The sequence below is a fragment of the Idiomarina seosinensis genome (assembly GCF_044797955.1).
Lineage (GTDB): Bacteria > Pseudomonadota > Gammaproteobacteria > Enterobacterales > Alteromonadaceae > Idiomarina > Idiomarina seosinensis_A.
The window spans coordinates 300,269-326,702 of sequence record NZ_CP085211.1 but is presented as its reverse complement, the minus strand read 5'-3'; the positions used below and the strand labels follow the sequence as shown (position 1 = coordinate 326,702).

The 26,434-nt window shown below is 50.5% G+C and carries 24 protein-coding genes; 5 read left to right on the top strand and 19 right to left on the bottom strand.

The features are described from left to right. Positions 1–68 precede the first annotated feature (68 nt). Entirely contained in the window at positions 69–563 is a 495-nt protein-coding gene (locus LG288_RS01540) for a prepilin-type N-terminal cleavage/methylation domain-containing protein (RefSeq protein WP_404401342.1), read from the bottom strand. Between the two features lie 125 nt (positions 564–688). On the opposite strand from LG288_RS01540, the gene LG288_RS01535 reads away from it, so the two are divergent. From LG288_RS01535 to LG288_RS01520, 4 genes are read left to right on the top strand one after another with little or no spacing between them, the layout of a single operon-like run. Continuing rightward, the gene (locus LG288_RS01535) at positions 689–1,225 is read left to right on the top strand and encodes a prepilin-type N-terminal cleavage/methylation domain-containing protein (RefSeq protein ID WP_404401340.1); all 537 of its coding nucleotides are present in this window, start codon (positions 689–691) and stop codon (positions 1,223–1,225) included. Further along, entirely contained in the window at positions 1,225–2,028 is an 804-nt protein-coding gene (locus LG288_RS01530; RefSeq protein ID WP_404401338.1) for a type II secretion system protein J, read from the top strand. The genes LG288_RS01535 and LG288_RS01530 overlap by 1 nt, the downstream gene beginning before the upstream one ends. Beyond that, entirely contained in the window at positions 2,018–2,473 is a 456-nt protein-coding gene (locus LG288_RS01525) for a hypothetical protein (protein ID WP_404401336.1), read from the top strand. The genes LG288_RS01530 and LG288_RS01525 overlap by 11 nt, the downstream gene beginning before the upstream one ends. Then, positions 2,460–6,509 carry a DUF6701 domain-containing protein gene (locus tag LG288_RS01520; RefSeq protein ID WP_404401334.1) on the top strand — a complete coding sequence of 1,350 codons (4,050 nt, stop codon included), beginning with the start codon at positions 2,460–2,462 and terminating at the stop codon, positions 6,507–6,509. Before LG288_RS01525 ends, LG288_RS01520 begins: the two co-directional genes overlap by 14 nt. 141 nt (positions 6,510–6,650) lie before the next feature. On the opposite strand, the gene LG288_RS01515 is transcribed toward LG288_RS01520, so the two are convergent. The 14 genes from LG288_RS01515 to LG288_RS01450 all read right to left on the bottom strand — a co-directional run bounded on the left by LG288_RS01515 (position 6,651) and on the right by LG288_RS01450 (position 19,474). Beyond that, on the bottom strand, positions 6,651–7,184 hold the full coding sequence (locus LG288_RS01515) for a type II secretion system protein (RefSeq protein ID WP_404401332.1): 534 nt from the start codon (positions 7,182–7,184) through the stop codon (positions 6,651–6,653). A 51-nt stretch (positions 7,185–7,235) separates the two neighbouring features. Further along, positions 7,236–7,847, bottom strand: a complete 612-nt coding sequence (locus LG288_RS01510) for a prepilin-type N-terminal cleavage/methylation domain-containing protein (RefSeq protein WP_404401330.1) — start codon at positions 7,845–7,847, stop codon at positions 7,236–7,238. A 91-nt stretch (positions 7,848–7,938) separates the two neighbouring features. Continuing rightward, entirely contained in the window at positions 7,939–8,385 is a 447-nt protein-coding gene (locus LG288_RS01505) for a hypothetical protein (RefSeq protein ID WP_404401328.1), read from the bottom strand. A gap of 14 nt (positions 8,386–8,399) precedes the next feature. Further along, a complete protein-coding gene (locus LG288_RS01500) occupies positions 8,400–9,656 on the bottom strand; it encodes a type II secretion system F family protein (RefSeq protein WP_404401326.1) in 1,257 nt (418 codons plus the stop codon). Between the two features lies 1 nt (position 9,657). Beyond that, positions 9,658–11,439, bottom strand: a complete 1,782-nt coding sequence (locus LG288_RS01495) for a GspE/PulE family protein (RefSeq protein WP_404401324.1) — start codon at positions 11,437–11,439, stop codon at positions 9,658–9,660. Then, positions 11,420–12,496, bottom strand: a complete 1,077-nt coding sequence (locus LG288_RS01490; RefSeq protein WP_404401322.1) for a hypothetical protein — start codon at positions 12,494–12,496, stop codon at positions 11,420–11,422. Before LG288_RS01490 ends, LG288_RS01495 begins: the two co-directional genes overlap by 20 nt. Next, entirely contained in the window at positions 12,493–13,431 is a 939-nt protein-coding gene (locus tag LG288_RS01485) for an ExeA family protein (protein WP_404401321.1), read from the bottom strand. The genes LG288_RS01490 and LG288_RS01485 overlap by 4 nt, the downstream gene beginning before the upstream one ends. A 4-nt stretch (positions 13,432–13,435) precedes the next feature. Beyond that, on the bottom strand, positions 13,436–15,151 hold the full coding sequence (mshL, locus tag LG288_RS01480) for a pilus (MSHA type) biogenesis protein MshL (RefSeq protein ID WP_404401319.1): 1,716 nt from the start codon (positions 15,149–15,151) through the stop codon (positions 13,436–13,438). Continuing rightward, positions 15,148–15,495 (bottom strand): hypothetical protein, encoded by a 348-nt coding sequence (locus LG288_RS01475; protein WP_404401317.1) that lies wholly within the window; start codon positions 15,493–15,495, stop codon positions 15,148–15,150. Before LG288_RS01475 ends, mshL begins: the two co-directional genes overlap by 4 nt. Next, positions 15,488–16,129, bottom strand: coding sequence for a hypothetical protein (locus LG288_RS01470; protein ID WP_404401315.1), 642 nt, complete (start codon positions 16,127–16,129; stop codon positions 15,488–15,490). Before LG288_RS01470 ends, LG288_RS01475 begins: the two co-directional genes overlap by 8 nt. Then, positions 16,129–16,767 (bottom strand): PilN domain-containing protein, encoded by a 639-nt coding sequence (locus LG288_RS01465; RefSeq protein WP_404401313.1) that lies wholly within the window; start codon positions 16,765–16,767, stop codon positions 16,129–16,131. Before LG288_RS01465 ends, LG288_RS01470 begins: the two co-directional genes overlap by 1 nt. Then, complete coding sequence (locus LG288_RS01460) at positions 16,764–17,630, bottom strand: Type II secretory pathway component (RefSeq protein WP_404401311.1); 867 nt, start codon at positions 17,628–17,630, stop codon at positions 16,764–16,766. The genes LG288_RS01465 and LG288_RS01460 overlap by 4 nt, the downstream gene beginning before the upstream one ends. Positions 17,631–17,791: 161 nt before the next feature. Continuing rightward, complete coding sequence (pyrC, locus tag LG288_RS01455; protein ID WP_404401309.1) at positions 17,792–18,832, bottom strand: dihydroorotase; 1,041 nt, start codon at positions 18,830–18,832, stop codon at positions 17,792–17,794. A 60-nt stretch (positions 18,833–18,892) separates the two neighbouring features. Continuing rightward, positions 18,893–19,474 carry a thymidine kinase gene (locus LG288_RS01450; protein ID WP_404401307.1) on the bottom strand — a complete coding sequence of 194 codons (582 nt, stop codon included), beginning with the start codon at positions 19,472–19,474 and terminating at the stop codon, positions 18,893–18,895. A gap of 83 nt (positions 19,475–19,557) precedes the next feature. On the opposite strand from LG288_RS01450, the gene LG288_RS01445 reads away from it, so the two are divergent. Beyond that, positions 19,558–20,787: an adenosine deaminase gene (locus tag LG288_RS01445; protein WP_404401305.1), complete on the top strand. Its 1,230-nt coding sequence runs from the start codon at positions 19,558–19,560 to the stop codon at positions 20,785–20,787. Between the two features lie 13 nt (positions 20,788–20,800). Here the strand turns inward: LG288_RS01445 and LG288_RS01440 are convergent, their stop codons facing one another. The 4 genes from LG288_RS01440 to LG288_RS01425 form a co-directional block, all read right to left on the bottom strand. Beyond that, entirely contained in the window at positions 20,801–23,260 is a 2,460-nt protein-coding gene (locus LG288_RS01440) for an EAL domain-containing protein (RefSeq protein WP_404401303.1), read from the bottom strand. Continuing rightward, on the bottom strand, positions 23,250–24,212 hold the full coding sequence (locus tag LG288_RS01435; protein WP_404401301.1) for a hypothetical protein: 963 nt from the start codon (positions 24,210–24,212) through the stop codon (positions 23,250–23,252). The genes LG288_RS01440 and LG288_RS01435 overlap by 11 nt, the downstream gene beginning before the upstream one ends. Positions 24,213–24,346: 134 nt before the next feature. Further along, the gene (gene ssb / locus LG288_RS01430; protein ID WP_404401299.1) at positions 24,347–24,913 is read right to left on the bottom strand and encodes a single-stranded DNA-binding protein; all 567 of its coding nucleotides are present in this window, start codon (positions 24,911–24,913) and stop codon (positions 24,347–24,349) included. A gap of 45 nt (positions 24,914–24,958) precedes the next feature. After that, on the bottom strand, positions 24,959–26,341 hold the full coding sequence (locus LG288_RS01425; protein WP_404401297.1) for an MFS transporter: 1,383 nt from the start codon (positions 26,339–26,341) through the stop codon (positions 24,959–24,961). Positions 26,342–26,434 lie beyond the last annotated feature (93 nt).

Sequence of the window (26,434 nt, the reverse complement as noted above, 5' to 3'; positions counted from 1 at the left end):
TCACAATGCTTTATGCTATGTGCTTGTCAAACAAAGCGCAAGAGGCAATATTAATCATTTAATGACTTTTAAGGGGCTGTACACTGCCCCGCGCGGATATATCCCTGACTTTGCAGACAGACCCGCCGTTCTACTGCGCCGCTGATGACGATTTCTAATCCGGAATTTAAGTTGCAGAGTTGTGCCGGTTTACCCACGCCGACAAAGGGGCAGCCCATAGCATCAAAGTAAACCGGTTCGGTAATGGTACTACCCTGAGTTGTCTGCAGCGACAGGGTAATAGCGCCCGGCGCTTCAACATTAGCGTCTGCATCGCCAGGGATAGCCACAACCTGATTAGCGCTAAGCTCAACACCATATAATTGGGAGCTGGCCGTGTCCTGCATGGCTCGCTGTTGCTGTAATCGCAACAGACTCATTAATTCACCCTGACGGGTAGCAACATCGACCCCGGCCCGATCGCCTAACAGAGGGTAAGCGCTTACGGCCAGAATACCCAGCAAAACGATAATAATAATAAGTTCTACCAGGGTGAAAGCCCGTTGTTGATTTACGGTTACCATTTGCATCGCATTAGAGTAGCGGTTAAACCTTTATGTTAGTCTGCTTAAGCTGTTTTGTTGCACAATATATCAACAACTCGCAAAAAAACAGTTAAACTGAAATAAACCCGGAATTAGAGCGTGTTATGAAGCAAAAAGGCTTTACCCTAATCGAGATTATTGTCGGCATCGTTGCCCTGGGTATTGCTCTGGTTACTCTGACAGTGCTGGTATTCCCGCAGGCACCGCGCAGCGCTGAGCCTATACTGCAGGCAAGAGCATCGGCGCTCGGGCAAATGTTCATGAACGAGATTATGGCCAAAGCTTTTGACGAAAACAACGATTTGGGTGGCGGCTATATCCGTTGTGGCGATCCCGGGCCACCACCAAGAAGTTGCACTCCCCCCAATGAATTAGGCGCAGATCCAGGCGAGAACCGCAACCGCTACGATGACGTCGATGATTTTGATGGTCTGTCCTCCCCGGGTAATTCCATCAACGATATTCTCAGTTCCGCCGCCGCGGATCGATACGACGACTTTGGCTTTTCGATTGTGGTCACCTACAGCGACACCAGCGGCAATCAGATTAACAGTGTTACCGACTATAAGCGGATTTTAGTGACCATTACGACACCCACTGGCCAGGACTTTGCGTTTAGCAGCCTTCGGGGTAATTACTGATGCAGCATAAGCCGACCGACAACGGTTTTACCCTGATTGAGCTGATCCTGGTCATTGTGCTGCTCGCCATTGTTGGTACCTTTTCGTTTCAGTTCATTGGCTTTGGTGCACAGGTTTACAGCGATACCAGTGCCCGTGAGCAGCTGGTATCTCAGTCACGGTTTGCTCTTGAACGATTAAGCCGTGAGCTACGAAACGCTCTGCCCCGCAGCGTTCGTACCTTGAATAACGGTCAGTGTATTGAATACTTACCAATAGAAACAACCAGTGAATACCTCGACCTGCCCACGCCTGGTAATTCTGACCAGCCGTTATTGGGCGTGCGTCCGCTAGAGCGCGCTACGCCCTACAGCGGTACCTTTGCTATCGCTTTGTATGCAAGTCGGGACGTTTACAGTAACTCAGCGCAGATTTACACTATCGCCAGTGAAACTCTGGTTGATAATGATCAGGCAATCGAGTTTGAGTTTGTCGATAACGATGCGACATTCAGCCAAACCGGTCCGGTTGACCGCTATTTTAAAATTGCGTCGCCAATAACCTGGTGTTATGTGCCGGCCACTGGCAGACTACGCCGTTACCAGGGCTATAACCGTGGCGGCAGCTATACTGATGGCAGCGCCGTAAGCCAGATTATGGCCGAAAGCCTCAACAACTCAGCCGAGGGTATTCGGTTATTTACGGTCAATGATGCAACCTTAACCCGCAACAACCTGGTGCTCATCGACTTTGCTTTTGCCCGCACCGACAGTGCCGAGCCTCTAAAACTTTTATATGAGGTGCATATACCGAATGTTCCCTAGCAGCCAAAAACAACAAGGTGCCGCATTGGCCATGGCCATTTTTATTATCGTTATTCTAAGCTTTGTTGGGCTGGCGGTAGTCAAAATTCTTGGTGACGCCAGTAAAGCAACGGTCAGTGATGTTTATGGCACTCGCGCAATGTTCGCCGCCCGCAGTGGTGCCGAGATATTTTTAACTCAGATTATGAGTGACCCCAACAGTATCGATTCGGCACAATGTGCGGCGCGTGTCGCAGGCGACAGTCCGCAACAAACCGATACTGCCAGTAACTTCGCCTTTAACGACCTGACCGGCTTAAGTCTTTGTGAAGCCGAAGTTTACTGCGACTACCACGAGTTTGACGACCGCAACCATTTTCGAATTGAAGCCATAGGCCGCTGTTCTGTCGGCGCCAACGATTATTCCCGGGTATTGACTCTGGAGGCGAGCGATGCGGTTCTTTAAAGCTGCTTTAGTCATTATCGGCTTATTGTCTGCAACCCAGGCAGTGGCGGAAGCTTTTGATACAGATAAGACACTCCCTCCGGAGTGTACTCAAAAAGGCCAGGATCCCGTGCTTTGCCCGAACGGACTGACACTTACTGCCAATGACAGTGTTACGGCCTCTAAGGTAGATACTATCATCGTAACCGGCCAGGCTTCACTCGGTGGTGCTACGATTACTGGAGTTAATGTCATAGTCAACAATGGCAGCCTTACCACCTCTAACGACTTTTCAACGGATAGCAACCTGGATGTCAGCGGCGGTAGTATTAGTTTTGGCCAGAATAACAACGTTGGAGGTGATATTACTGCAGACTCTATCTCTCATTCTGGTGGTACCGCTAACACTTATTCCGGAGATATTACGGTGACCAGTAGTTATGTTGGAGCATCGGGTAATACTATCAGTGGTAATTTAACTGGAGGAGCCGTTACCACGGCAAATAACGAGACTATTACCGGCAGTATTAGTGGTACTGATGTGTTTCTCGGTTACCGATCTTCCGTAGGTAGTAGCATCATCGCCAACTCACTGGAAACTGACGCTCAAGTTGATATCAGCAGTTTTGTCAGAGCTGACTCTGTGATTATCGGATCGGAAAGTACGGTACAGGGCAGTATTACCGGTACTGACTCGGTTGTACTTAAACCGAGTAACGGTACGTTTAACGGTAACATTGCGTCAACTGGCACAGTGGATATTGGCAGCAGCAATACCGTTAATGGCAACGTAAACGGCGCTAATATATACCTGCGGGCCTCAGGTACTGAGGTCGTTGGTGATGTTGTTGCCAATGACGACCTTGTTATTGAAAGTGGCTCGGGTATCGAGGGTTCCGCAGCCGCTGATATTATCGAAATGCAGGACTCCAATGCCTACATTACAGAAAATGCGGTAGCCGATACTGAAATCGATATTGGCTGGGATGGCTCTATTGGGGGCTCAGCATCTGCATCGACCATTATTAACAACAGCGGCGATGAGAATGCCGTAGCAGGAGATATCTACTGCGATGACTCCAGCAGCACCGTTGATCCGAATGATGCATTTACCTGTCAAAGCGGCAGTGGTCCCAGTGGCCCTGATGGCAGCGATCCGAGTTCTGGCGCTACTTGTGAGGAACTAGCCGCTTTATCCTACTTAGGCATCGTCGGTCTGTCGCAGTTTGAGTCGGGCTCCGGCTCATCGATTAATGACAATGAAATTCAGGACAAAGAAGGTAATACCCCGACGCCTGAGGGCATCATCGATACCGTCGATTTGCCGTATCCGCCGTTAAATCCAGAAACTTTTCCTGCCTTTCCAACCTCGCCGGACTATGGTTCAGTGACTAACGGCAAAGATCTGCCACCGGGCACTTACGATACCATTTATACCGATACTCCAAATGATTACTCGTCAACGGCCGGCGGCACCTATTATATTGACACTCTCAGTTTTAGTACGAATAACAATTACCTGGAAATAGCACCCGGCACTTATTACATTCGTAATTTAAATCTGGCCAATAATAGCTCAGTCAATATTGTTCCATCGGGGTTGGTCACAATTTATATCGAAAACGGTGTGACCGGGGGCAACGACATTTCGTTTAACAGCGACGGGCTTACCTCCAACTTAATGGTCTACTTATACGAAAACGCTGACTTTATCGTCGGTAACTACTGTAATAGCGGTAAAAACTGTCCCGAATTTACCTTCAACGGTAATATCTACAGCCCCTACCAGTCAGTGGACATCGAGTTTGGACAAAACACCAACTATCAGGGTAGCGCTTTGACTCAAGGAACAGTTACTTTCGGCAATAATACCGAAATTACCTATTCACCGCAGGATCAAGAAGAAGCACTGATTGCTCAGGGCTGTGACCCTGCTATATTAAACGGGGTTGATCACTATCGGCTGACCTTTCCTGCATCGACGGTTAGCTGCCTTGCCGCAGAGGTTGAAATTACAGCCTGTGCCGACGACAACTGCAATAGCACGGCAACGTCCGATGTAACCGCTACAGTGGAGTCGTCCGATGTTAATAGCCAGTGGCAAAGCTCTTCGGAAGCCAGCGCGAGCGCTAACTTAGTTGATTTTTCCTTTAGTGATGGTTCTGCGACCACGGCTCTTAGACTAACCACCGGTGGAATATCAACTCTGTCCATAACAACAGCCTCCCCGGCCGCATCGGCTCCGTTGGAATGTTATGACAACGCTGGTATTAGTAACAGTAGCTGTAGCATTGAATTCAAAACTGCGGGCTTAGTTATTACTGATACTGATGGTATCAGCCCGATACCCGGTAAATTTGCCGGTACGCCCTTTGATACATTGTTGAGAGCTGTCGAAACCAATACAACGACCGGAGCCTGTGAAGCGCGGGTTGAAGGAACTCAGACAGTCCAGCTTGGCGTCGAAGCCGTTAACCCAACAGCCCCGGTAAGCGGGCAAAGTTATCAGGTCAATAGTACAGTTGTGGACCTCTACAGCCTGGGAAATAGCGCGGCCAGCACCAGCCTGACCCTTAACTTTAACAGTGATGGCGCGGCTGTGTTGAACAATGTTTACTCCGATGTCGGCCAACTGCGTATGAACGCAGAGCTACAATTACCTGCCGATCCTGCCACGGGCGATCCAGAGATTCTGTTAACCGGCAGCAGCCTCAACAATTACGTTGTTAAACCCCACACATTAACGTTGACGCCACTGACCGATAGTGATGACCCACGACCAGCAACGTTTGAGTCGGGGGACGGCTACCGCGCAGCAGGAGAAGCATTTAATGCCATCATTCAAAGCTTTAATGCAGACGGCAACAGTACGCCTAATTTTGGCAACGAACAAACCAACGACGTTACCCGCGTCAGAGTCCAATTCGATTCAATGGCTCATCCGCTACCTGCTGCTCCTGATAGCGATGCAAGTAAGCTACTTAACGCAGAAGCCTTTAGCTTAACTAACCCGGGCACTAACACCGGCACTTTTAAAACCAGCAGCCTTGCATGGGCAGAAGCAGGTACCGTTAATTTGCGCGCCCAACTAGGGGGCAATGGTGAGCCGTTAAATGACTATCTTGGTGCCGGTGACGCTCTCTCACGACCAGTGACACCCGTAGGGCGTTTTTATCCGCATCGCTTTATACTTGACTCATCGCGGCTCGATAATACCTGCAGTGCCGGTAGCTTTAGTTACATGGGTGAACCCGGCATTGGCGTAAATTACACGGTCAGAGCTGTTAATACGCAAGGCAGCGTGACCCAAAACTATGCAAATTCCGGGGGCATCAACTACGGTAACGGCAATACGGCGGAACTAACTACCGTTGTTGCCAATGAGACACCCGCCGACACAACCGCGGATAACTTTTCCAGTCGCTGGGCTTTAGCAACCGGCGACACCTGGCAACTGGGTGAACTTGTTTTTACCGCGACTGACGGCCTATTCAGCCGACGCGCTGACTTGCAGCCTGACGGCCCCTACGAGAACTTTAAAGTAGGCCTGCAAGTCAATACGGAACTGGACAACCGAGATTTTGCCAGTGCTGACAAGACCCTGGCCACGCACAGTGGTGACGCCGTTCCCCTGGCAGACACCCTGGCACTTCGCTACGGAAGGACTGTTTTGGCTAATATTTCAGGGCCGGATGGTGTCGACCTCAATATCATAATGGAAAATCAGTATTTTAATTCAGCAGGTGAGTTCGTGACTCACTCGGATGATAGTTGTTTTGATTACGATGTTGCTAACTTTGATGCTGGCAGTCAATCTATTGTCGCCGGACCCACAACTGCAGAATTTAGTAACGGTGAATTACAAACCGATGCGGCTTTATTTGAAGCACCCACGAGCCCGGCCACCGGCTTTTTCCCATTCTCATACGACACAAAGTCCTGGCTTGAATTTGACTGGGATGGGGATGGCACTACAGAAGATCCGGCCGCGACTGCCAGTTTCGGTTTTTATCGGGGCAATGACCGGATCATCTATTGGTTGGAGAGGTGGCAGTAGGTTTTTTATAATTTCTGGATTTTTTTCTTCTTAACCAGATTTTTTAACTATTAATTAGTAAAAAATAACACTAAATAAGAGATGCGGGAATGGGCTTTTCCCGCGTCTTTAATGTAACCTCTTCAGTAAGTAGAGTCGCTTTTAATTACCGCAACCCGTAGTAACGACAGTGACAGTTGGCGCAACATTATTACTCTCGGTTTGAGTGTATTGTGCGTAACAACTCTCGCCAGTCAGAGTTGAAAAACTCACGCTAGAAAGATCTACATTAGAAAAAGTCCCTGCGGGTGCAATAGCTATTGAGTCAGGCTGCAAGCGATAGACCCAGTCCTGGGTCTCATCGTAACCATCAACGAGTTGGACGGCAGCAATATTGGATGCAGCTACTATCCCATCAGCATCAGCTGTGGGATAACCATAAGCTAAAGTAACATCAACGCTATCATCGCCGTTTAAATCTAATTCACCTGACTCATCAAGCTCTCCTTCAATAGATGCTTTAGCATAAGTAGTTTGTGCTGCTCCCTGAAGAGCTCCTTTCAGCCCTCTAATTGTCGACTCTCTAGCATCACCGGAAAAGTTAATAAACTGCGGCGCAGCGGTGACGGCCAAAATCCCCAGTACGACGATCACGATGATCAATTCAATTAATGTAAAACCTTTTTGATTACGCATAATACTTCTCGCTTTTCGGTAGTAAAATTAAAACCTATTAAATACACTTTATCAGTTACTGTTGTTACTGAATACGGTTACTCCGCCATTTCTTGGGTTGTAGACAAAGGCGTTGCCGGTTGTCTGATAATCGGTACCACTGGGTGCCGCGTCTAAGTTCTTGATGGTGTTGGCTAAAAAGTAAACACACAGCTGGTTGTCCATCGTTGGTTCCGGATTGGCAACGACATGGGCGTAGTAGCGATTTTCGCCAAGGGTTGCAAAGTCATCGGTTATGGTCGGCGAACCCTGCAGAATTCCCTGCATTAAACTGACACAATCCACGTCGGTCATATTTTCATCGTTTACCGAATCATCGCCACGGGCGGTGACCGGATAACCGGTGTCGCCGTCTACATAAATCGGCAGTGAGTCCAGCTCGACCTGTGCTCCGGCTCCGTCGGTGCCGTTGCCCCGTGGCCTGCCGCGCAGTTCCCACTCGCCGCGGGCAATACCAACAGCGCTGGCGAAGCCACCGGCTACGCCCTCGATGGCCGAGTCTTCGGCGTCAGCGGTGACATCCGTAAAACGCGGCAAAGCTGAGGCAGCCAATAACCCTAAAATTACCACCACGATAATCAGTTCTATGATGGTAAAACCACGGTGTCGAGTTGCGCTGTTCATGTCTTATGCCCTTTTGTTCTATTAATAGAGTATAGCTGAAAACCAGTTTGCTCACAGCTTATATTTTGCTCAATCTTTAAGCTTTTTCGAACTACTTCAACTGCCCACTATGACTAAAATACGACAGCTGTAATGGCTCTTCACTATCATCCATGCTTAACCGGTAGTTACACCGATGAGGCTGAACGGTAGTTTCTGGCTGATACCGCCCACCGGCCAGCATTTGCCATAATTGCAGGCAGCCGTTATCAGTAGCGGGCCAGCCATTAGCGTTCATTTTTATCACAAAGCGATTGTCTGACGTTGTCAGATCAACGCTGCCGGGACGCCCGCGGCGTAACCACTCGGTTTTGGCCAGCATTAAATTTTCGTTAAAACGTTTAACCAGTACCTCGCGCTCGGCCCGTTGCCAGCCCCAGCTATCACCACTTAAGCCTTTATTCAGCATAGTTGCAATCAGCAACCCGATAGCTACTACAACGAGCACGTTCTGCAACCAACTGTTCAAACGGTTTTGCGATCGGTCGTTGCTGTCCATCGGCCTCTCCCGGCTTAGCCGCCCTGATAGGCACTCATCATATCCCACATCGGGGTGAATATACCCAGGGCCAGTATCAGTACCATTACAGCAACCACGGCTATCATCACCGGTTCGATCCGGGCCGTTAAGGTCTTCAGGTCGTAATCGGTTTCGCGCTCATAGTATTCTGCGACTTCCCGTAACAGTGTATCGATGCGCCCGGTTTCTTCCCCCACCACAATCATTTGCATAACCAAAGGGGTGAATAACTGCGACTGCCGGGCCGATCGTGACAGGTTTTCACCACGTTCTATGGACCGACGAATGCCAAGAATTTTTTTTTCCATCCAGGCGTTATCTACGGCTTCCGCGACCAGCGATAATGCCTGGGTTAATGGCACCCCGGCACCCAGCATCACCGAAAAGCTGCGGGAAAAGCGCGCCAGCATGGACCGCTCCAGAATACTGCCAATGACCGGAGTTTTTAATTTTATGCTGTCCCATATTAGCCGCCCGGCGCTGGTTGCAGTGTAATAGCGCAAGCCGAACACAAGCCCCGCTATCGAGATTAATAACAAAGGCCAGTAGTTAACAAAAAAGCCGGAGGTACCCAGCAATGCGCGCGTGGCCCAGGGCAGCTCAACATTAAAGCGACTGAACATATCGGCAAATGTCGGGATTACAAAAATATTCAGTACAAACAGTGCAATCACCAGGGCAATCAGTACAAAACTGGGATAACGGGTAGCTGCTTTAATGCGCTTACGGGTATCCTGTTCTTTTTCCAGATACAGCGCTAATTGCTCGAAAGATTCTTCCAGCTGGCCGGTGTTTTCGCCAACGTGGACAATAGCAACTACCAGTTTGGGGAATACTTTTTTGTGGCGGGATAAACCCGCCGACAACGAGCGTCCGCGCTCAAGCTGGTTATGGACATCACGCAACGCTTTTTGCATGCGTTTGTTCTGCGTGCTGTCGGCCAGGCCCTCAATAGCCCTTAAAATCGGGATACCTGCGTTTGTCAGTGAATACATCTGCCGGCAAAAAATGATCAGCTGGTCCAGATCAACAGCCGGCTCCAGCGCATCTCGCAAGCTTTGTATCATATTGCTGATATCAACCCGGGAGCTACCCGAGGTGCTACTGACCGAGCCCTTGGCGGCAAATACCTGTACCGGTGTAAGACCTTGCTCCATCAAAGTTTTTGCGGCGGCCCGCGAGTCCGCGGCATCCAGGTTACCGGTCTGCATCTTGCCCTGTTTATCCCTGGCCTGATAGCGAAAACGCATACTAATCCGCCTCCTCTGAAGACGGTTCTTCCTCTTCGACAACATCCGGTGGCTCTTCGACAGCGGCGGCTATATTGTCCTCAACACTCTCGGCCAGGAACAGGACTTCTTCGACACTGGTGATACCCTGCTGCGCGTATTCCAGCGCAACCAGCGCCATCGAGCGAAAGCCCGGCGACTCATTGGCGGCTTCAGCAAATCGCTGGGTATCATTCATCCGCAGTGCGTCCATCATCGGCCGGTTCATTTCCAGTAGTTCAAACACACCGATACGGCCTTTGTAGCCGGTATGGCCGCACGACTGGCAGCCTTTACCTTTTTGATACTGATGTTCGGAACTGCCGGTTTGTAAATGTTCCAGCAAATCCTTCTGTTCGTCCTGCAAGGGGGTATCGGTTGCGCATTGATCACACAGCCTGCGCACCAGTCGCTGAGCAATAATTCCGCGTAAAGCCGCCGCCACCAAATACGAGGGAGCACCCATGTCAATTAACCGCATGGCGCTGGTGATTGCATCATTGGTGTGCAGGGTTGACAGCACCAGGTGACCGGTAATTGCACCGCGCAGACCAATTTCGACCGTTTCATGATCGCGCATCTCACCCACCATGATGATGTCGGGATCCTGACGCAGGGTAGTACGCAGCACCCTGGCAAAATCCAGCCCGATTTTACTGCTCACCTGTACCTGGGAAATACGGGGTAGACGATATTCCACCGGGTCTTCAACGGTAATGACTTTTTTCTCTTCGGTATTCAGTTCGCTCAGTGCGCCATATAGAGTGGTGGTTTTACCCGAACCTGTCGGCCCGGTTACCAGCAACATGCCATGCGGCCGACGAATTAACGCCCGTACCCGCTTTAATAAGTCATCCGGCATACCGGTCTGTTCAAGTGACAGAACTCCGTTGGTCTGGTCAAGCAGACGCATAACACAGGACTCACCGTGCTGCACCGGCATAGTGGAAACCCGTACGTCGATATTGTGCTTTTTTACTTTTATGTTAAAGCGCCCGTCCTGCGGTAAACGCCGTTCCGATATGTCCATGCCGGACATGAGCTTCAGGCGCAGTACCAGCGCGTTAGCGATGTTGGTTTCATCCAGGATATTTTCCTGTAATACGCCGTCAACCCGCTGCCTAATACGCAGCAGGTTCTCGTCAGGTTCAATATGGATATCTGAAGCCCTGACCTGCACTGCATCTTCAAAAATCGACTGCAGCAGCTTGGCAACGGTGGCATCCTCTCCTTCTTCATCAAGGCTAAGAGCGCCCAGTTCAAATTCCGAGGTTTCCTCGTACTCGTCCTGTAACTGACTGGCAAAAGACTCGATATCTTTGGTACGCCGATAGAGGTTATCAAAAGCCTCTAACAGCTCCGATTCCAGTACCACGGCCACTTCGACCTTACGGGGCGCAAGCCGCTGACTGAGTGCATCGATAGCTGATAAATCCGCCGGATCACTCATACCCACCAATGCGCGCTCAGAATCTGCTTCGATCACCAGCGCCCGGTGCCGACGTGCCTGAACTTCGGGTAGTAATTTAACTGTCGACGAGGGTATTTTTCGGTCGTTAATCGAAATAAACGGGATTTTTAACTGTTGAGCCAGAAAGTCGACCAACTGCCGCTCGGTGATATAGCCCAGTTCAATAAGCGTCGAGCCGAGCTTACGACCGGACTCCTTTTGCGCTTTCAGTGCTTTTTCCAGCTGCTCTTCGGTTATGACCTGCTCATGAACCAGCAGGTCACCCAGCCGCATTTTAAGGCGAGGACGCTTCATGCTGCCTCCTTATCTGCTGTATTTGCCGGGCTATATACTGCAAAGTTGGCTGGTGTTCAATTAAGCTGGCGGCCTGTTCAAAAAGCCGCAGCGCTTGCTCTGCATCCTCATGTTTTAACGCCAGCGCCAGGCCCAGATGCCAGCGGCCGTTGTCAGGTTCGCTTTGTAGCAATGCCCGGTAGCTCTGCTGCATTAGGCGCTTATCATTCAGCTGCTGAGCCAGCTCGGCCTGGAACTGATAATATTGGGGCAACTGCGACGGATCAGGCTGGCGTTGGGTGAGTAACTGGCGAGCCATCGCCTGCTCACCGGACTTTTGCAGCATGCTAGCCGCTAAGAGCCTTAAGGAATGTGCGTCGGGATCACGGCTTAACCCCTCACGGACGATGGATAACGCACGGCTTAACTGACCGCGGCCGTATTCCAGAGCGGCCCATTCTTTGCGCGCTTCGTGCAATTGCGGCTGTGCCTGCAGCGTTTGTGAAAAATAGTCAGCAGCATCAGTAAATAACCCCTGCTGCTGTGCTTCGCGGGCTTTTTGCAAGGACCGCTCAGCCACTTCGGCGGCTGTTAGCTGTACGCTTTGCTTATTAAAACTGGACTGCTTCTGCTCGGCTTTCGGTTCGGTTTCCGGTTCAGGTTCAGGTTCAGGTTCAGATTTTGACTCGAAGTCTGCAGTCACTTGTTGCCCGGGCTTGGGTTCGGACTTAGGTTCGGACTCGCCGCTGGCTGGCTGTTGTGGTTCGCTGATGGGCTCAGGCAGCTGAAATGGCTCGGTGGTTGCCTGACGGCTAACGGGTTCCGGCTCGGGTTGTGACTCTGCCACCGCGCCGGATTCAGGCTTTGAAGCTGCCGGCTCGGGCTGAGTTTTAGTTAACCAGTGGTAAGCAGCAAAGCCGATGGCCGCCACCAAAATAATGGCTAAAAGCCCCCACAAAGGGGTTTTCGAAAATGCTGATGCCCGCGTTGGCTCAACCGCCGAACCCTGACCCTCTGCGGCTGAGTTATGCTCCTGCCTGTTATCCAGGTCTTTAAGCACCTTATTAATAAGGCTCATGGCAGAAGTCCCGAAAGCCAGTTGTGAACGGGTAGCTGGTCATAAAACAGCAGCAACAAAACCGCCACGAGGGCAGTGCTAAACAGCCCAATCCACAGCCAGAGTTCGGGGCGACCCGACTGTTGACTGACGTCCTCGGTATCAGCGGCAGCCAGCTTTAAATCCTTCCGGGTGATTTGATGCCGGCCTTCTCCGTATGCTAACAGCAGCATTTTATGACACAGCATATTGACCAATCGCGGGATACCCCGGCTGGCCTGATAAGTTGCCGTTACCACTGCAGCGGGGAAAATCGGTGCGCCCTTGTAACCACCGACATTCATTCGGTGACCAATATAACGTGCTGTTTCGGCTGCGTTCATGGCGGTTAACTGATACGAAAAGCTGATGCGCTGGCGCAGTTGCCGAAAGCGATGCTGCTGTAGCCGCTGGTCCAGCTCAGGCTGGCCAATCAGCACAATATGAATCAGTTTCCGCGACTCGGTTTCCAGATTTGATAATAACCTTACTGCCTCAAGGCTGTCCTCCGGCAGTGCCTGCGCCTCATCAATTAACAGTACCACCGACTGGCCTGACTGATTAATCTCTAACAGTCGCTGCTGTAAGGCACGGGCCAGCTGATGTTCGGTATCGACGGCCTGGGTATCAACTTCCAGTTCATGGGCGATGGCACGACGCAACTCTTCAGGGTTCAGGTACGAGTCCGGCACATAAGCGGTACGAAAGTAGTCCGGTATTTCGTCCAGTAAACGCCGGCACAATAAAGTTTTCCCGGTACCCACCTCGCCGGTTATTTTGATAAAGCCTTCGCCGGTTTTTAGCGCTGTCAGTACCACTTTTACCGCCTCGACATGGCTATTCAACTCACAGTAAAACTGTGTGTTGGGCGTTATCGTGAAGGGCAACTGCCTCAGGCCAAAGTGGTACAGATACATAGGATTAAGGCTGCTCCGGGTTTGATGGTTGATCTACCATGTCGGGGAACCAGGTCTGCAACAAATCACGGGAGCGCTGTAACTCCTGCTGCCAGGTGTCGGCGCCAATTACCGTCGGTTTAATCAAGATTACCAGCTCTTTTTTCTGAGCCTGGTTTGTACGGTTTTTAAACAGATTGCCAATCAGGGGTAAGTCGCCGAATAAGGGTATCTGCTGAATATCCTCGCTGGTAGAGGTCTGCATCAGTCCGCCAAGCACCACAATTTCACCATTTCGGGCGCGGACGATGGTATCTGACTCGCGGATATTGCTGCGCGCCAGCGGCAGGCGCAAGGTTTCGTCACCAATCTGAATAACTTTTTCCTGCTCTGCGGTTTCTACAACTGACGGGTGAACATGCAATGTGACGACGCCATCGTCGCTGATTTGCGGCGTCACATCCAGCGAGATACCCGAGAAAAAAGGCGTTAATTCGACATCGGAGCTGGTCAGGGCGTCATTAATACCGCTGGAGTTGGTCTGCGACTGCACGTCGGTGACGTAATATTCGTCTTCACCAATTTTTATCACCGCTTTTTGATTGTTTGACGCACTGACTCTGGGGTTAGACAGCACCTGAACACTGCCCTGAGTCTGCAGTAAATCTAAAAATCCGGAAAAGTTATTGTCCTGAAAGCGCAGGCCAAAAAAACCATCACTGGTGGCCGAGTTTAGATCGCCCGGGGTGGCGCCGTTAAAGCTAACGTCAAAGCCCGAAGATAACTGATCCAGCTGGCTCCAGCGAATCCCCTGTTGAAACTCATCGCCTAAGGTAACCTCAACGATGCGTGCCTCTAAAATAACCTGCCGTTGCAGGCGCGATTGCAGCGTTGCCAAAAACTCGCCGATAGCACGCAGTTTTGAGGGCTGCGCGGTAACACTGACAATGCCGGCCTGGGGCGATAACACCACCCCGCCGGAGCTGCCGGCAATGTCTTCCAGCATAGATTCCAGTTCGCCCCATAAATCTGTCTGCGACTGGGTGCTAATACTGGCACCGTTGCCACCGCTCTGGTTCATCTGGTTACCCATGGTGTTACCGGCACCCGTCGAGTTACCACCAATTAAGCCTGGATTGTTAAAACCACTGGAGCCGGAGCCGAAGCTGGAAGAGCCACCAAAAGAGCTGTTCTGATTACGTTCCTGACTGACACCCCCGCTGGTAACCTGTGTCTGTGACATACCAAAGCGCTTGAGTGATAAATAGTCCAGCGAAAACGTTTTGGTCCGCACGCCAGTGGGGAACACCTGAATCATGCGTCCGTTTTGTTTTATTTCATAACCATAGGTATCTTCGATGACATCCAGGGTCTCCTGAATAGTGACGTCCTTCAGGTCCACTGAAATCGATCCCTTAACGTCCGGGTGGACGATAATATTGTACGGCGTATCGACCGTCAGACTGTAAAAAAACTCGGTTGCATCAATATCATTTGCCTGCAGCACAAAGCGCGGCTCTTCAAGCACCGAGCCTGTTGCGTTTTCTGCCGTTGGCTGGGTTAAAAAGGCCATCACATCATCGGGTATCTCATTGTCGCCGGACTGCTCTGCGGCGCCGTCACCAGCAGTACCGGGTTGCTGGGGCTCCATTGCACGATACGCTTCGGAGGGGGAGTGGCTGGGCTGGTAAGCGCAAGCGGCCAATAAGCTGAGTGTTAATAAACTGAGCAATGCTCTCATTGCGGCTCTCCACCGGTTACCGTTCGTGTTTTGATATCGTCACTGAATAGGCTCAACTGTAACTCCTGGTCGGCGTTTTGCAGCCGCACGCGTTGATTTTCGATAGCAACAATCCGGTAGCCACCAACGCGGCTGCCGAGCTGATATCGCTGGCCATTGATCATTGCATAACGCTTATCCGCAAAGGCTATAATTTGTGTCAGCTGTAGCTGTTCCTCAGCTGTGGCAGTTGCTACGGTCTGACTGGCGCTCCAGTCATGCGGCCGGGTCGGGTCGCCGGCTCCGGCCGTAAACGCCACCAGCGCAGCAAGCCCGCTAATGACTGTGATTGCCTGCTTAACCACCGATAATCTCCTTATCGGTACTTAGCAGTTGCCAGACGATACGGGCTTCCGCTTGCGGGTAGTCCATTACCTGGTAGTCAAAAGAAAACCACTGCACGTTAGGGTGCTGCTGCCGCAACTGTTTAAAAAACACCATCAGTTCGCTAAAGTTGCCCTGATAAATGGCCGAAATCCGATGCTGGTATAAGCTCGCCGAGGACTCATCTGACAACCGCTCAGGTGAACTTGATTCCAGCTGTAACAGATCGATGGCATCAGTGTAACTCAAACTGTCCTGCAAAAACTGCTGCCGCTGTGTCTTGTCCAGTAAGGTATATTGATCCGTTTCTTGTTTTACCGCATCCAGGCGCCGACTTTTCCGCTCAATTTGCTCCAGTACCGGCTTATCAACATTCGTCTTCAGTTTTTGCTGCAGTTGCTCTATCGTATTTTTTAACTGTGCAATTTGCTGTTGCGCGGTCTGAGCTTCTTGCTCAGCACTTTGCTTAGCCTGTAAATTGGGCATAAGCCCGTAACTCAACAACGGCAGACTGACCAGAAGCCAAATTGCGACAGCAATTAATATACGCCGCTCACGAGGCTGATCGCGGAACTTTTCACTCCAGGTTTGCCATTGCTGCAGCAGCGATTCCATTACTGCCCCTCCTGTTCCGGTGCACCGGAAGCATCACCAGAGCTATCGCTTTCGCTGGCCAGCGTATTACTCAGGCTGAAGGTCTGGTAACCCTGTTCATCGTTGTCCAGATCCACCACTGCAAAACGGCTGCGCGCCAGCAACTGTTGCTGCTGAAAACGGCGCATCCAGCGCGGTAATAAGTTGGCTTGTATCGCCTTGCCGGTTAACGAGACTCCGGCACGACTGGACGAAAACTCAGTCAGCCAGAGGCCTTCAATATCCACTGCATACAGCTCTGCCATTAACCGATCAGGCAGTGTAAGCTGCTCGGGTTTTTGCCCCTCTAAGCGTTGATTTAATTGTCGTTGGGCGCTGATTTGTTCATCCAGCTGTTCCGACCGCTCTAGCAGTTGCTGACTGGGCTGGCGGTCATCCAGCTGTTGCTGCAACTGTTGTTGCTGTTGTTGGGTCTGCTCAAGACGCTGGTTAACCGTTTTAAGAGTTTGCTGGCTTCCGTCATTAAGCCAGGCGGTATAAGCCCAGCCTAAACTGCTGAGCACCATAAGCGCCAGGCCAATGGCCACCACCCGCGGCAATGTAATGCGCTGGACCGTAGGTTTCAGTTCGGCGCGCAACAGGTTAACGTTTTGCTTCATGATGACGCCTCCTGTTGAGACTGCTCATTTTCATCCGGCAACACCGCAGCCAGCGCTTCAATATCGCTTAAGTCACCTTCGCACAACTCACTCATCCAGGGCAAATAATCGAACATGCCGACATCAACCGCCAGTAAGTCTTCCAGTGCCTTGGTTACCGCGTCCATCTGTGGGTGTTTAATTGCTAAACAGACATTTTTTACCGGCGGTTGGCGTAGCTGGCTTTCAAAATAATCCATAGAACGCTGTAGCTCGGTAGCCATAGGTTCTAGCGCACCCACCTCGATTTCATCCTTACTATAATCGCTAATTGACTTAAGGCCCCGCAATGCCCGCGAGAAGCAAAGCTGTCCCTGTTGATAAATTTGTGCCAGGTAGCCGCCATTATCGAGAGGGTAAACATACAAGCGGGCTCTATCTGCTGCATCATGCAACTTTTTTAACTGCAATTCGACGATGGATATTTTTGTGACATCCCAGTCGAGCTTCATAGCCGCCTGGATCCATTCGCTCAGTTCGTTTTTGTTGGCTACAATCGCTATGATTTTATCCTGACCGGAAGGCTGATAGGGCAATTCGTAGTAATCCGTCACCATATCTTCCGGCTGTAGTTCAACCAGTTCGCCCAGTTGAAAAGCCAGTCCGGGGGCAATATCCTGCTCGGGCAAATCAGGGCGATCGACCGCGATCGCCTGATAATGGCCAATACCTAATAACAATTCGGTGGGTGAATGGGCAAGATCGAGCTTATGGTACTTCTGCGAGCAACGCTGCAAGGCGTCAGAAAAATCGCTGGATGAAATTTTGAAGGTATCGTTTATTACGACTTCAGGCTGCTGTTCATGCTTTGTATGCCGCAACACAAGTAGTCGCAGCTGGTGGGTTCCCCAATGTAAGATTATCCGGTATTCACCAGAACGCGCACGAGACGCTCCGAACCGCACTATTCTTCCTCTATTCAATTTTTGTTATAGTTATACTCGAAGATTTTACAGTAAAGTTAATAAAAGACAACAAATTATGTTCAGCCTAGTTCTGCCAGCTGCCATTGCAATGACTGCCCGGCATAATACGGCACGATGCTACCGTCAGCGGTTTCTAAACTTTGCGGAACCGCCCATTCACTGCGCGTTAACGTCAGTCGCTGCTGATTTAACGGCAGACCATAAAATTCTGCACCAAAACGTGATGCAAAGTTCTCCAGTTTATCCAACGCATCATGCTGACTAAAAAACTCCGCATACAACTCAATCGCAGCCGGCGCTGAATAACAGCCGGCACAGCCACAGGAGGTTTCTTTGTTCGCTTTCACATGGGGGGCGGAATCGGTACCGAGGAAAAATTTCGGACTGCCGGACAAAGCCGCCTGCTGCAAACGCTGCTGATGTTCGCGACGCTTTAAAATCGGCAGACAGTAGTTGTGAGGGCGTACGCCGCCAACCAGCAGGTCATTACGGTTCATTAACAGATGCTGTGGGGTTATGGTCGCTGCGACCTTATCGTTAGCCTGGCTGACAAAGTCCACCGCATCGCCGGTGGTGATGTGTTCAAGTACCAGCGACAACGCCGGAAATTGTGTGGTTATTGGCACCAGGTGACGATCGATAAAAACCTTTTCGCGGTCAAAAATATCGATATCGCCGTCAGTTACCTCACCGTGAACCAGCAATGGTACCTGATGTTCCTGCATAGCTTCCAAAACCGGCGCCAGCGCTTCTACAGACTTAACCCCGGCGGCAGAGTTAGTGGTCGCCCCCGACGGGTAAAGTTTAAAACCAATGATATGCGGATCGCTGGCGGCTTTCGCCACTTCGGCGGCACTGGTTTCAGCCGTCAAGTAAAGGGCCATCATGGGTTCAAAGCTCATGGAGGGCGGTAAAGCTGACATGATTCGCTGCCGGTAATCCAGCGCCATAGCGACTGTGGTTACTGGCGGGACCAGATTAGGCATAATCACAGCGCGGTTAAAAACCCGGGCCGACGCTGGCACAGTGCTGTTCAATAACGCGCCGTCACGTAAATGAAGATGCCAGTCATCAGGGCGAATTAATGTCAGCTGTTGCATGAGTGCGCCTTTATCATTGCTTAAGATGTCGCAATTATAGGCGTTTTAACCATAGGCTGTCTAACCAATTCCCATCGCTTCTTTCCAGTGTTTGCGGCAACAGGATAAATAACGCTCATTACCACCAATGGCAATTTGCTGACCCATAGTAACCGCTTCGCCGTCTGCATCCACGCGCAACGACATGGTGGCTTTGCGTCCACAATAGCAAATGGTCTTCATCTCAATCAGTTTATCTGCCACCGCCAGCAGTACGGCGCTGCCGGGGAAGGCATTGCCAAAAGCGTCAGTCCGGATGCCATAGCACATTACCGGAATATCATAGCGGTCCACCAGGCTACTGAGCTGCCAGACCTGTTGTTCTGTCAGAAATTGTGCCTCATCAAGTAACAGGCAGTCGACCGGCTGCTGGTGATGCTGGCAGAGAACCTTATCCACCAAATTGCACTGACTGGTAAAACTTATTGCCGAACGGCTTATTCCCAGTCGCGAAGCGATCGTCCCGGCGCCGCTGCGATCATCAATAAGCGGTGTCATTAATAAAACCGACTGGTTCCGCTCTTCGTAATTGTGCGCCACTTGTAACAGCGACGTGCTTTTGCCGGCATTCATCGCCGAGTAAGTAAAATACAAGGAGGCCATAGCGTTTCTTTTTCTGATGACTGTATGGAAAAAAGTATTTATGTCATTATGCTCATCATCAGTTTTACCGAGGAGCCTCGTTTATGCAATACCCCGCTGAATTTATTAAAGCCATTCCCAAAGCTGATTTGCACCTGCATTTAGACGGCAGTCTGCGTGTTAGTAGTCTGATTGATATGGCCAGACGCGCCGATATCGAACTGCCCAGTTATACCGAAGAGGGTTTATTCGAAAAGGTTTTTAAATCGCACTACAACAACCTGGGCGAGTATCTGAATGGTTTTCAGTACACCTGCGCAGTGTTACGCGATCTGGAGAATCTGGAGCAAGCCGCCTATGAGCTTGCGATTGATAATCAGCAGGAAGGCGTTAACTATATTGAGGTGAGGTTCGCACCACAGTTATTGATGAATCCGGCCAATGGGGTTACTTTTGACACCATCATGCGGGTAGTCAACGATGGCTTAAGTCGCGCGAAAAATGAGTACAACCGGCAAACTGATGTGATTAACGGCGACAAGCCGCCATTTCATTATGGCATTATCAACTGTGCCATGCGGATGTTTGGTAAAAAAGGCTTTTCACCATACTACACACAGTTGTTCCAGCAGCTGCGTGACTTCGAGCCTATGCAAGTCATACGAACCGCAGCCATGGAACTGGTGCGTGCCAGCGTCCGTATGCGCGATGAAGAAGGTCTTCCAATTGTCGGGCTGGATATTGCCGGCCAGGAAATTGGCTATCCGGCGCGTCAGTTTAAAGACATCTACGAGTACGCGCACGAGAACTTTTTATTGAAAACGGCCCATGCGGGCGAGGCCTATGGCGCAGAGAGCATTTTCGAGGCCCTGACCCAGTGTCACGCCGATCGCTTAGGTCATGGCTACTCGTTGTTTTCGCCAGGGATGATCGAGGATGCCGATATTAAGGACCCACAGGCCTACAGCGAGAAGCTGGCCTCTTACATTGCCGACCAGCGGATAGCGATTGAAGTGTGCTTAACCAGTAACCTGCAGACTAATCCGGCCATTGGCGATATTAAGCAGCATAATTTTAAACACATGCTGGAGCATCGCCTGGCAACCGTTATTTGTACTGATAACCGACTGGTATCACGCACCACAGTCAGCAATGAGTACCAGTTAGCCGTCGATAACTTTGATATTCCGCTGCAGCGCCTGAAAGATATTGTCGCTTACGGGTTTAAGAAGAATTTTTATGCCGGCGCTTACACCGAAAAGCGCGACTACACAAAACAAAACTTAGCGTACTTCGACAAACTGGCAGCGCAATACGGCCTTAACCAGGACTAAGTTGTTTCAGGGCTTAGGTTAACGATGCCTGCCAGGTGGCTGCGGCTACCGGGCGGGCAAAATAATAGCCCTGTAAGACAATATCGGCATCAGCACTGAATAAAAAGTCACATTGTTTTTTGGTTTCTACGCCTTCAGCGACCACCCGCATATCCATATGATTGGCAAAAGAAACGACAGCCTCTATGACACCGTCTCCGGATTTACGATCGCCGATCGCGCGCACGAAGCTTTGATCAATTTTTAACTCGCTGACCGGCAGCTTACTCAGGTAAGCCAAAGACGAATAGCCGGTACCAAAGTCATCAATCGAAAACTGCAGACCTTTGTAGCTCAGCCGTTCCATTTTCACTACAACATCGGCTAGATCGTCAATTAGTATCCCTTCGGTCACCTCCAGCACCAGCATGGCTGGCTCGACACCATGCTCGTACAATAACGCATCTATCCAGTCTTCAAAATCCGACTTTCGGAAATGGCGGGCGCTGATGTTAACACTGATACTCAGCTCCCTGCCCCGCAACTGAAGCTCGGCCAGTAGCTCACAGACACGGGTTAATACCCAGCGATCAACCGCTACGATTAAATCGGACTGTTCCGCGACCGGAATAAATTTGCCCGGCGATACAATGCCTTGTTGCGGATGACGCCAGCGCACCAAAGCTTCGCCACTAATGACGGTACCGTTATTCAGACACTGCGACTGGATATAGAGCTCAAGCTCGTTGTTTTGTATGGCCTGTCTTAAATTCTTTTCAATTTCAAACTGTTGCTGAACCTGTTGGCTGAAGGTTGACTTGTAAAACGAAAAGCTATTTCCGCCCTGTTGTTTGGCTTTGTGCATTGCCGTTTCTGCAGACCGGATAATCCGCTCCGCGGTATTGCTGGTGTGTTGTTGTTGCTGGCTTTCGGGGTAAATGCTGCAACCGATACTGGCCGATATTTTCACCTCTTCGTTAGCGATATGGAAAGGTGCTTCGGTGGTACCCAGTAACAGGTTACCGATAGCCTCGGCCTTTTGTTTTGCACCTGCTATACTTAACGACTCTTCCGGCAATAACACCGCAAAAGCGTCAGCACCTAAGTGAGCCAGCGTGTGTTCGCGATCTTTTAATTCCTTTTTCAGACGTTTAGCAAACGCTTTTATTAACTCGCTCCCGAATTCATAACCTCGGGCGTCATTGATGTGCTGCAGCCTGTCCATATCAATAAGTAACAACGAGCCAAAGTGCTGACCGTCATGGGACTGCAAGGTCTGTTGTAGCAGCTCATTTAAATGGAATCGATTTGGCAACGCTGTCAGCGGCTCGTAATAAGCCAGAAATTGCAGTTTTTCCTCATCGGCTTTGCGTTCGGTAATATCTTCTTCAACGCCGATAAAATGGGTGAGCTGATTGTTGTGATCAACAACCGGTGTAATCGTCGCCCAGACCAGATAGTTGGTACCGTCTTTGCGTTTGTTAAGTAATTCTCCGCGCCAGGTTTTACCGGCAGTTAGAGTTTCCCAGAGCTTTTTATAAACCGCCGGCGCGGTAGTCCCTGACTGCAACATTTTAGGGTTCTGGCCGATAAGCTCGGCTTTGGAATAACCGCTAACCTGAGTGAAAGCCCGATTAACGTATTCTATTTTGCTGTCGATGTTGGTAATTACCACACATTCATTACTCTGTTCTATCGCCGTATTGAGGTTTTTAAGTTCCTGTATGTACTGTGCACGGTCTTTTGCGACGCCTTCTATAATCCGCGCCATCTGGCCCAGCTCATCATTATCGTGCAGCCTAATTGAGACTTTGCCATTGCCGTATTTTAATTGTTCAACCCCGGCTTTGAGGTGTTCCAGTGGACGGGTCAGGCGACGTTGCAGGTAAACACGCAACAGTGAGGCTAATAAAAGCACTAGTATCAGTTCGCCGAGCAAGGTCAGCTGCCTCTGCTGAATCGAATTAACAATACCTCCGTCGAACTGATAGCTGACGAGCAATGTCCAGTTACGTACGTCTGAAGTATCATCAGGCTCGCCCGCTAGCGGATGTTTACTGTAAAAGCGATTAAAGTCGGGATAATAGCTAACCTCTGGATACTTTGCGGCCGGGCTCATGAACGCTGCGGGAACCTGTAAGTCCAGATCGCTGAGTGACTGCTGCAGTTCTCCTGCTGCCGTTGAATAAATGACTGCACCCTGCTCGTTGACAATGAGCGCGCGGACCACGCGGCGGTGCACCTCGAGTTCAGCAATGACTTCCTGCACCAGTTCTGGGTAGCCGTACCGAATAATACGGTTTAATGTTGCCTGAGAAACCAGACCTAAAGTTCGCAGCTCTTGTTCTGCTAACTGACGGTTTTCCGACTGCTGCTGGTAAAGGGTTAGCCACACTACCAGGCCGAAGACGACCACGCCGGATAAGCCGACCACCGCCGTAATACGCGTTGATACGCTTTGCCAGAAACCGGCGAGTTTATTCCTATTGACCATTGTTTGTGCCCGCCCGGCAATAATTAAGCGATTGAGATTGAGACAAAGCGCCGCTGGTCAATAAAAAATCCTGAATCTTTTCAACCGCCGTTTGCAGATTAAAACTGCTGGCATCCATAGCGCCGATCAGGCGGATGTCCGCAAGAGCGCCGCGTAGCTGATTGCTATTTAACTGCGTATTTTCGGTCAGCTTTTTTACGACTTCCGGCGATAAGGCTTTGAAGTCATCAATCACCTGATCCCAGAAAAAACGAAGCCTGTCATCAAGATGTTCGCTATGCTGCTGCCAGACACTGCTTTTTACTGCCAGCACGTCGATGATTTCGCCGCTGATGTCACTACTGTCGAAAACCACTCTAGCGCCGGAGTGCCGTAATTGCGTTAATACCGGTTCAAACGTCACGACCCCATCAATTTCGTCATTCGAGAACATCCGCGCATGGCGATTAAAAGTTGCTACCACCCCGGTTACCTCTTTACCGTCGAATACCTTGAGTTGCTGTGCACGTTTCAGCATATAGCCACCCACCGCGGTGGCTTCGTGAGCCACGCTGAGCTGTCCGGGGCGTTTTCGCCAGTCAGCCTTCATAACAATCGCATCAGCCCCGGCAGATTCGTTAATCACCATAGCAACACAGAGCGGATCTTCGGCCCCCTGCTGATAGACAAGCGCTTCATCCAGGGTTAAAAAGCCGCCGTCCAGCTGATCGGCAGCCATTAAGCGCGTAACATTAGAGGTGGACGGTAATGGATGGATAGTCAGTTGGGAATCGAGACCAGGCTCGGAATATATGGCGGCGGCGATAAAAAAAGGTTGATAACCTATCCAGCTGTTGCCCGCAATGTTGACTGGTTGATGGGGCGGGCTACAGGCAGACAACAGCAACAGTCCAGAGGCAATGAAGCTGGCCTTGGCAGCCTGAAGTAGCTGAGGAAGAGTTAACTTAGCCATAATAGCAGTATTTTTTGCAGCGCCCGGAAAAATATAACCTAACCTTTACAGACCTGACTGACTAAGTCAATTCCGTAGTGACGCCACGTTGACGTCACTACGGCACAGCACTTTGCCTTTGGTATTTATCAGGGCTAGAACGGTATGTCGTCATCGAAGTCGGTATTATCCGGCGAAAACGGCTGTGGTTGCTGGCCTTGCTGCCCCTGTTGGCCCTGCTGCGGTGGCCGCTGGGATTGCTGCTGTCCACCTTGCTGGTAGTTCCCTTGCTGAGCCGGTGCTGGCTGGTTCATATTTTGATTTTGATTCATATTTTGCTGCTGGTTTTGCCCCATGCCCTGGTTCATACCACCAGCTCCCGGCCGCGAGTCCAGCATTTGCATTTCATTAACAACAATTTCTGTGGTGTAACGATCCTGGCCGTCCTGACCCTGCCACTTACGGGTCTGCAGTCGTCCTTCTACGTAAACTTTTGAGCCTTTTTTCAGATACTCACCCACCACCTCTGCCAGCCGCCGGTATGCGACACAGCGATGCCACTCTGTTTGCTCGCGGGGTTCACCAGTTTGTTTGTCTTTCCAGGATTCGCTGGTCGCCACGCTAAAATTGGCAATAGCTGTACTGTTCTGGGTATAGCGAATCTCTGGATCAGCCCCCAGATTACCCACCAATATCACTTTATTCACACCGCGACTGGCCATCCTATTCTCCTTTGCTTTTCTCTTGTAATTGACTGAATCAATCAGTTATTCGTCTGTCTGGTACGCTTGCAACAGGCTCTTTACGGCCCGTTCATCATACCGTTTTTTATCCACTTTTAAATAACTGATGTTGTCATCTTCGGCATAGCGAATTTCCTCAACACCGGCTATCGCCAGTAGTTTGTCATTAAGAGCTTCAATTTCTTGTTTTGATGGTACCGCCGCCATCGAAAGCGCAACGTTAGTTACCGCCTTCGGGTTTTTCATTAGACTGGTCAGTGCCAGCCATAAGCCTAGCAACACCAGTACCGCCGAGCCCAGACCGGTTATCTGATAATGTTGTAAGACCCAGCCGCCTGCTGCGCCGCCGATAAAAGCCCCTAAAAACTGACAGGTCGCGTAAAGACCACTAGCACTGCCTTTACTTCCTGGCGGTGCAATGCGGGTCAGCAACGAAGGTAATGAGGCCTCGAGGTAGTTAAAACCACTAAAAAATATCACCAGCGCCACTAATAACGACCAACTACCGCCACCGCCAAAACCCGCGATCGCAATGGCAACAATAAGCAACGCTAACGCCAGTCTGAACCAAAATACTTGCTGATCGCTGCGTGAACTGCGGATAATCATAGGTACCATCACAGCGATAGACAACAACAGTGTTGGCAAATAAAACCAGGCGTGTAAGCTGGGTTCAAAACCGGCTGCCTGCAATTGTGTCGGTAACGTGATAAACCAGGCGGTGAGCACTGCGTGCAACACGAAAACGCCGGCGTTTAACTGCCATAACTGACCATTACGCAGCACCTGGCGGAATTCAGAGGCGACCGGCAGCGCGTCCCTGCGCGCACTGCGGGTATTCATTTTTGGCACACTCAGCATCAGTACAATGATACCCAGAACGCCGGTTAAGGCGGTAAACCAAAACACACCGGACAAACCAATCCAGGCTGCTAATAAGGGTCCGGCAACCATGGCAATGGCAAAAGCGAGGCCTATACACATGCCGATTATTGCCATCACTTTTGTTCGTTGCTGTTCCCGGGAAATGTCTGCGGCTAGCGCCAGAATAGCTGCTGCTATCGCGCCCAGCCCCTGAATAGCCCGCCCTACAGCAACCATCCACAGGCTGTCTGCCATTGCTGAGACAACACTACCGATAATAAAAACCACCAGTCCACCGACAATAACCGGGCGGCGGCCGATGCGATCAGACAGCATGCCCAGTGGAATCTGTAATAACGCCTGGGTGAGACCATAAGCCCCCAGAGTAACACCCATTAAAAAAGCACTGTAATCGGGGTATTCACGGGCATAGATGGCCAGTACCGGCATGATCAAAAACAAGCCCAGCATGCGTATTCCAAATACGGATGCTAGCGCTACGGATGCTTTTTTCTCGGTTTTATTGAGAGTCTGTTGTGTCATTTGCCACAGCTTCTAAAATCTCTAAAGTGAGCATTGTACCAGATGCGCTTCGGTGTGCGATAATGTTGTCAGCTAGCTAACAGGAAGAGATGA

Bases quoted from the DNA above. Each gene is read 5' to 3' on its own strand.
- LG288_RS01540 (WP_404401342.1), bottom strand. From the start codon at position 563: ATGGTAACCGTAAATCAACAACGGGCTTTCACCCTGGTAGAACTTATT.
- LG288_RS01535 (WP_404401340.1), top strand. From the start codon at position 689: ATGAAGCAAAAAGGCTTTACCCTAATCGAGATTATTGTCGGCATCGTT.
- LG288_RS01530 (WP_404401338.1), top strand. From the start codon at position 1,225: ATGCAGCATAAGCCGACCGACAACGGTTTTACCCTGATTGAGCTGATC.
- LG288_RS01525 (WP_404401336.1), top strand. From the start codon at position 2,018: ATGTTCCCTAGCAGCCAAAAACAACAAGGTGCCGCATTGGCCATGGCC.
- LG288_RS01520 (WP_404401334.1), top strand. From the start codon at position 2,460: ATGCGGTTCTTTAAAGCTGCTTTAGTCATTATCGGCTTATTGTCTGCA.
- LG288_RS01515 (WP_404401332.1), bottom strand. From the start codon at position 7,184: ATGCGTAATCAAAAAGGTTTTACATTAATTGAATTGATCATCGTGATC.
- LG288_RS01510 (WP_404401330.1), bottom strand. From the start codon at position 7,847: ATGAACAGCGCAACTCGACACCGTGGTTTTACCATCATAGAACTGATT.
- LG288_RS01505 (WP_404401328.1), bottom strand. From the start codon at position 8,385: ATGGACAGCAACGACCGATCGCAAAACCGTTTGAACAGTTGGTTGCAG.
- LG288_RS01500 (WP_404401326.1), bottom strand. From the start codon at position 9,656: ATGCGTTTTCGCTATCAGGCCAGGGATAAACAGGGCAAGATGCAGACC.
- LG288_RS01495 (WP_404401324.1), bottom strand. From the start codon at position 11,439: ATGAAGCGTCCTCGCCTTAAAATGCGGCTGGGTGACCTGCTGGTTCAT.
- LG288_RS01490 (WP_404401322.1), bottom strand. From the start codon at position 12,496: ATGAGCCTTATTAATAAGGTGCTTAAAGACCTGGATAACAGGCAGGAG.
- LG288_RS01485 (WP_404401321.1), bottom strand. From the start codon at position 13,431: ATGTATCTGTACCACTTTGGCCTGAGGCAGTTGCCCTTCACGATAACG.
- mshL (WP_404401319.1), bottom strand. From the start codon at position 15,151: ATGAGAGCATTGCTCAGTTTATTAACACTCAGCTTATTGGCCGCTTGC.
- LG288_RS01470 (WP_404401315.1), bottom strand. From the start codon at position 16,129: ATGGAATCGCTGCTGCAGCAATGGCAAACCTGGAGTGAAAAGTTCCGC.
- LG288_RS01465 (WP_404401313.1), bottom strand. From the start codon at position 16,767: ATGAAGCAAAACGTTAACCTGTTGCGCGCCGAACTGAAACCTACGGTC.
- pyrC (WP_404401309.1), bottom strand. From the start codon at position 18,832: ATGCAACAGCTGACATTAATTCGCCCTGATGACTGGCATCTTCATTTA.
- LG288_RS01450 (WP_404401307.1), bottom strand. From the start codon at position 19,474: ATGGCCTCCTTGTATTTTACTTACTCGGCGATGAATGCCGGCAAAAGC.
- LG288_RS01445 (WP_404401305.1), top strand. From the start codon at position 19,558: ATGCAATACCCCGCTGAATTTATTAAAGCCATTCCCAAAGCTGATTTG.
- LG288_RS01440 (WP_404401303.1), bottom strand. From the start codon at position 23,260: ATGGTCAATAGGAATAAACTCGCCGGTTTCTGGCAAAGCGTATCAACG.
- LG288_RS01435 (WP_404401301.1), bottom strand. From the start codon at position 24,212: ATGGCTAAGTTAACTCTTCCTCAGCTACTTCAGGCTGCCAAGGCCAGC.
- ssb (WP_404401299.1), bottom strand. From the start codon at position 24,913: ATGGCCAGTCGCGGTGTGAATAAAGTGATATTGGTGGGTAATCTGGGG.
- LG288_RS01425 (WP_404401297.1), bottom strand. From the start codon at position 26,341: ATGACACAACAGACTCTCAATAAAACCGAGAAAAAAGCATCCGTAGCG.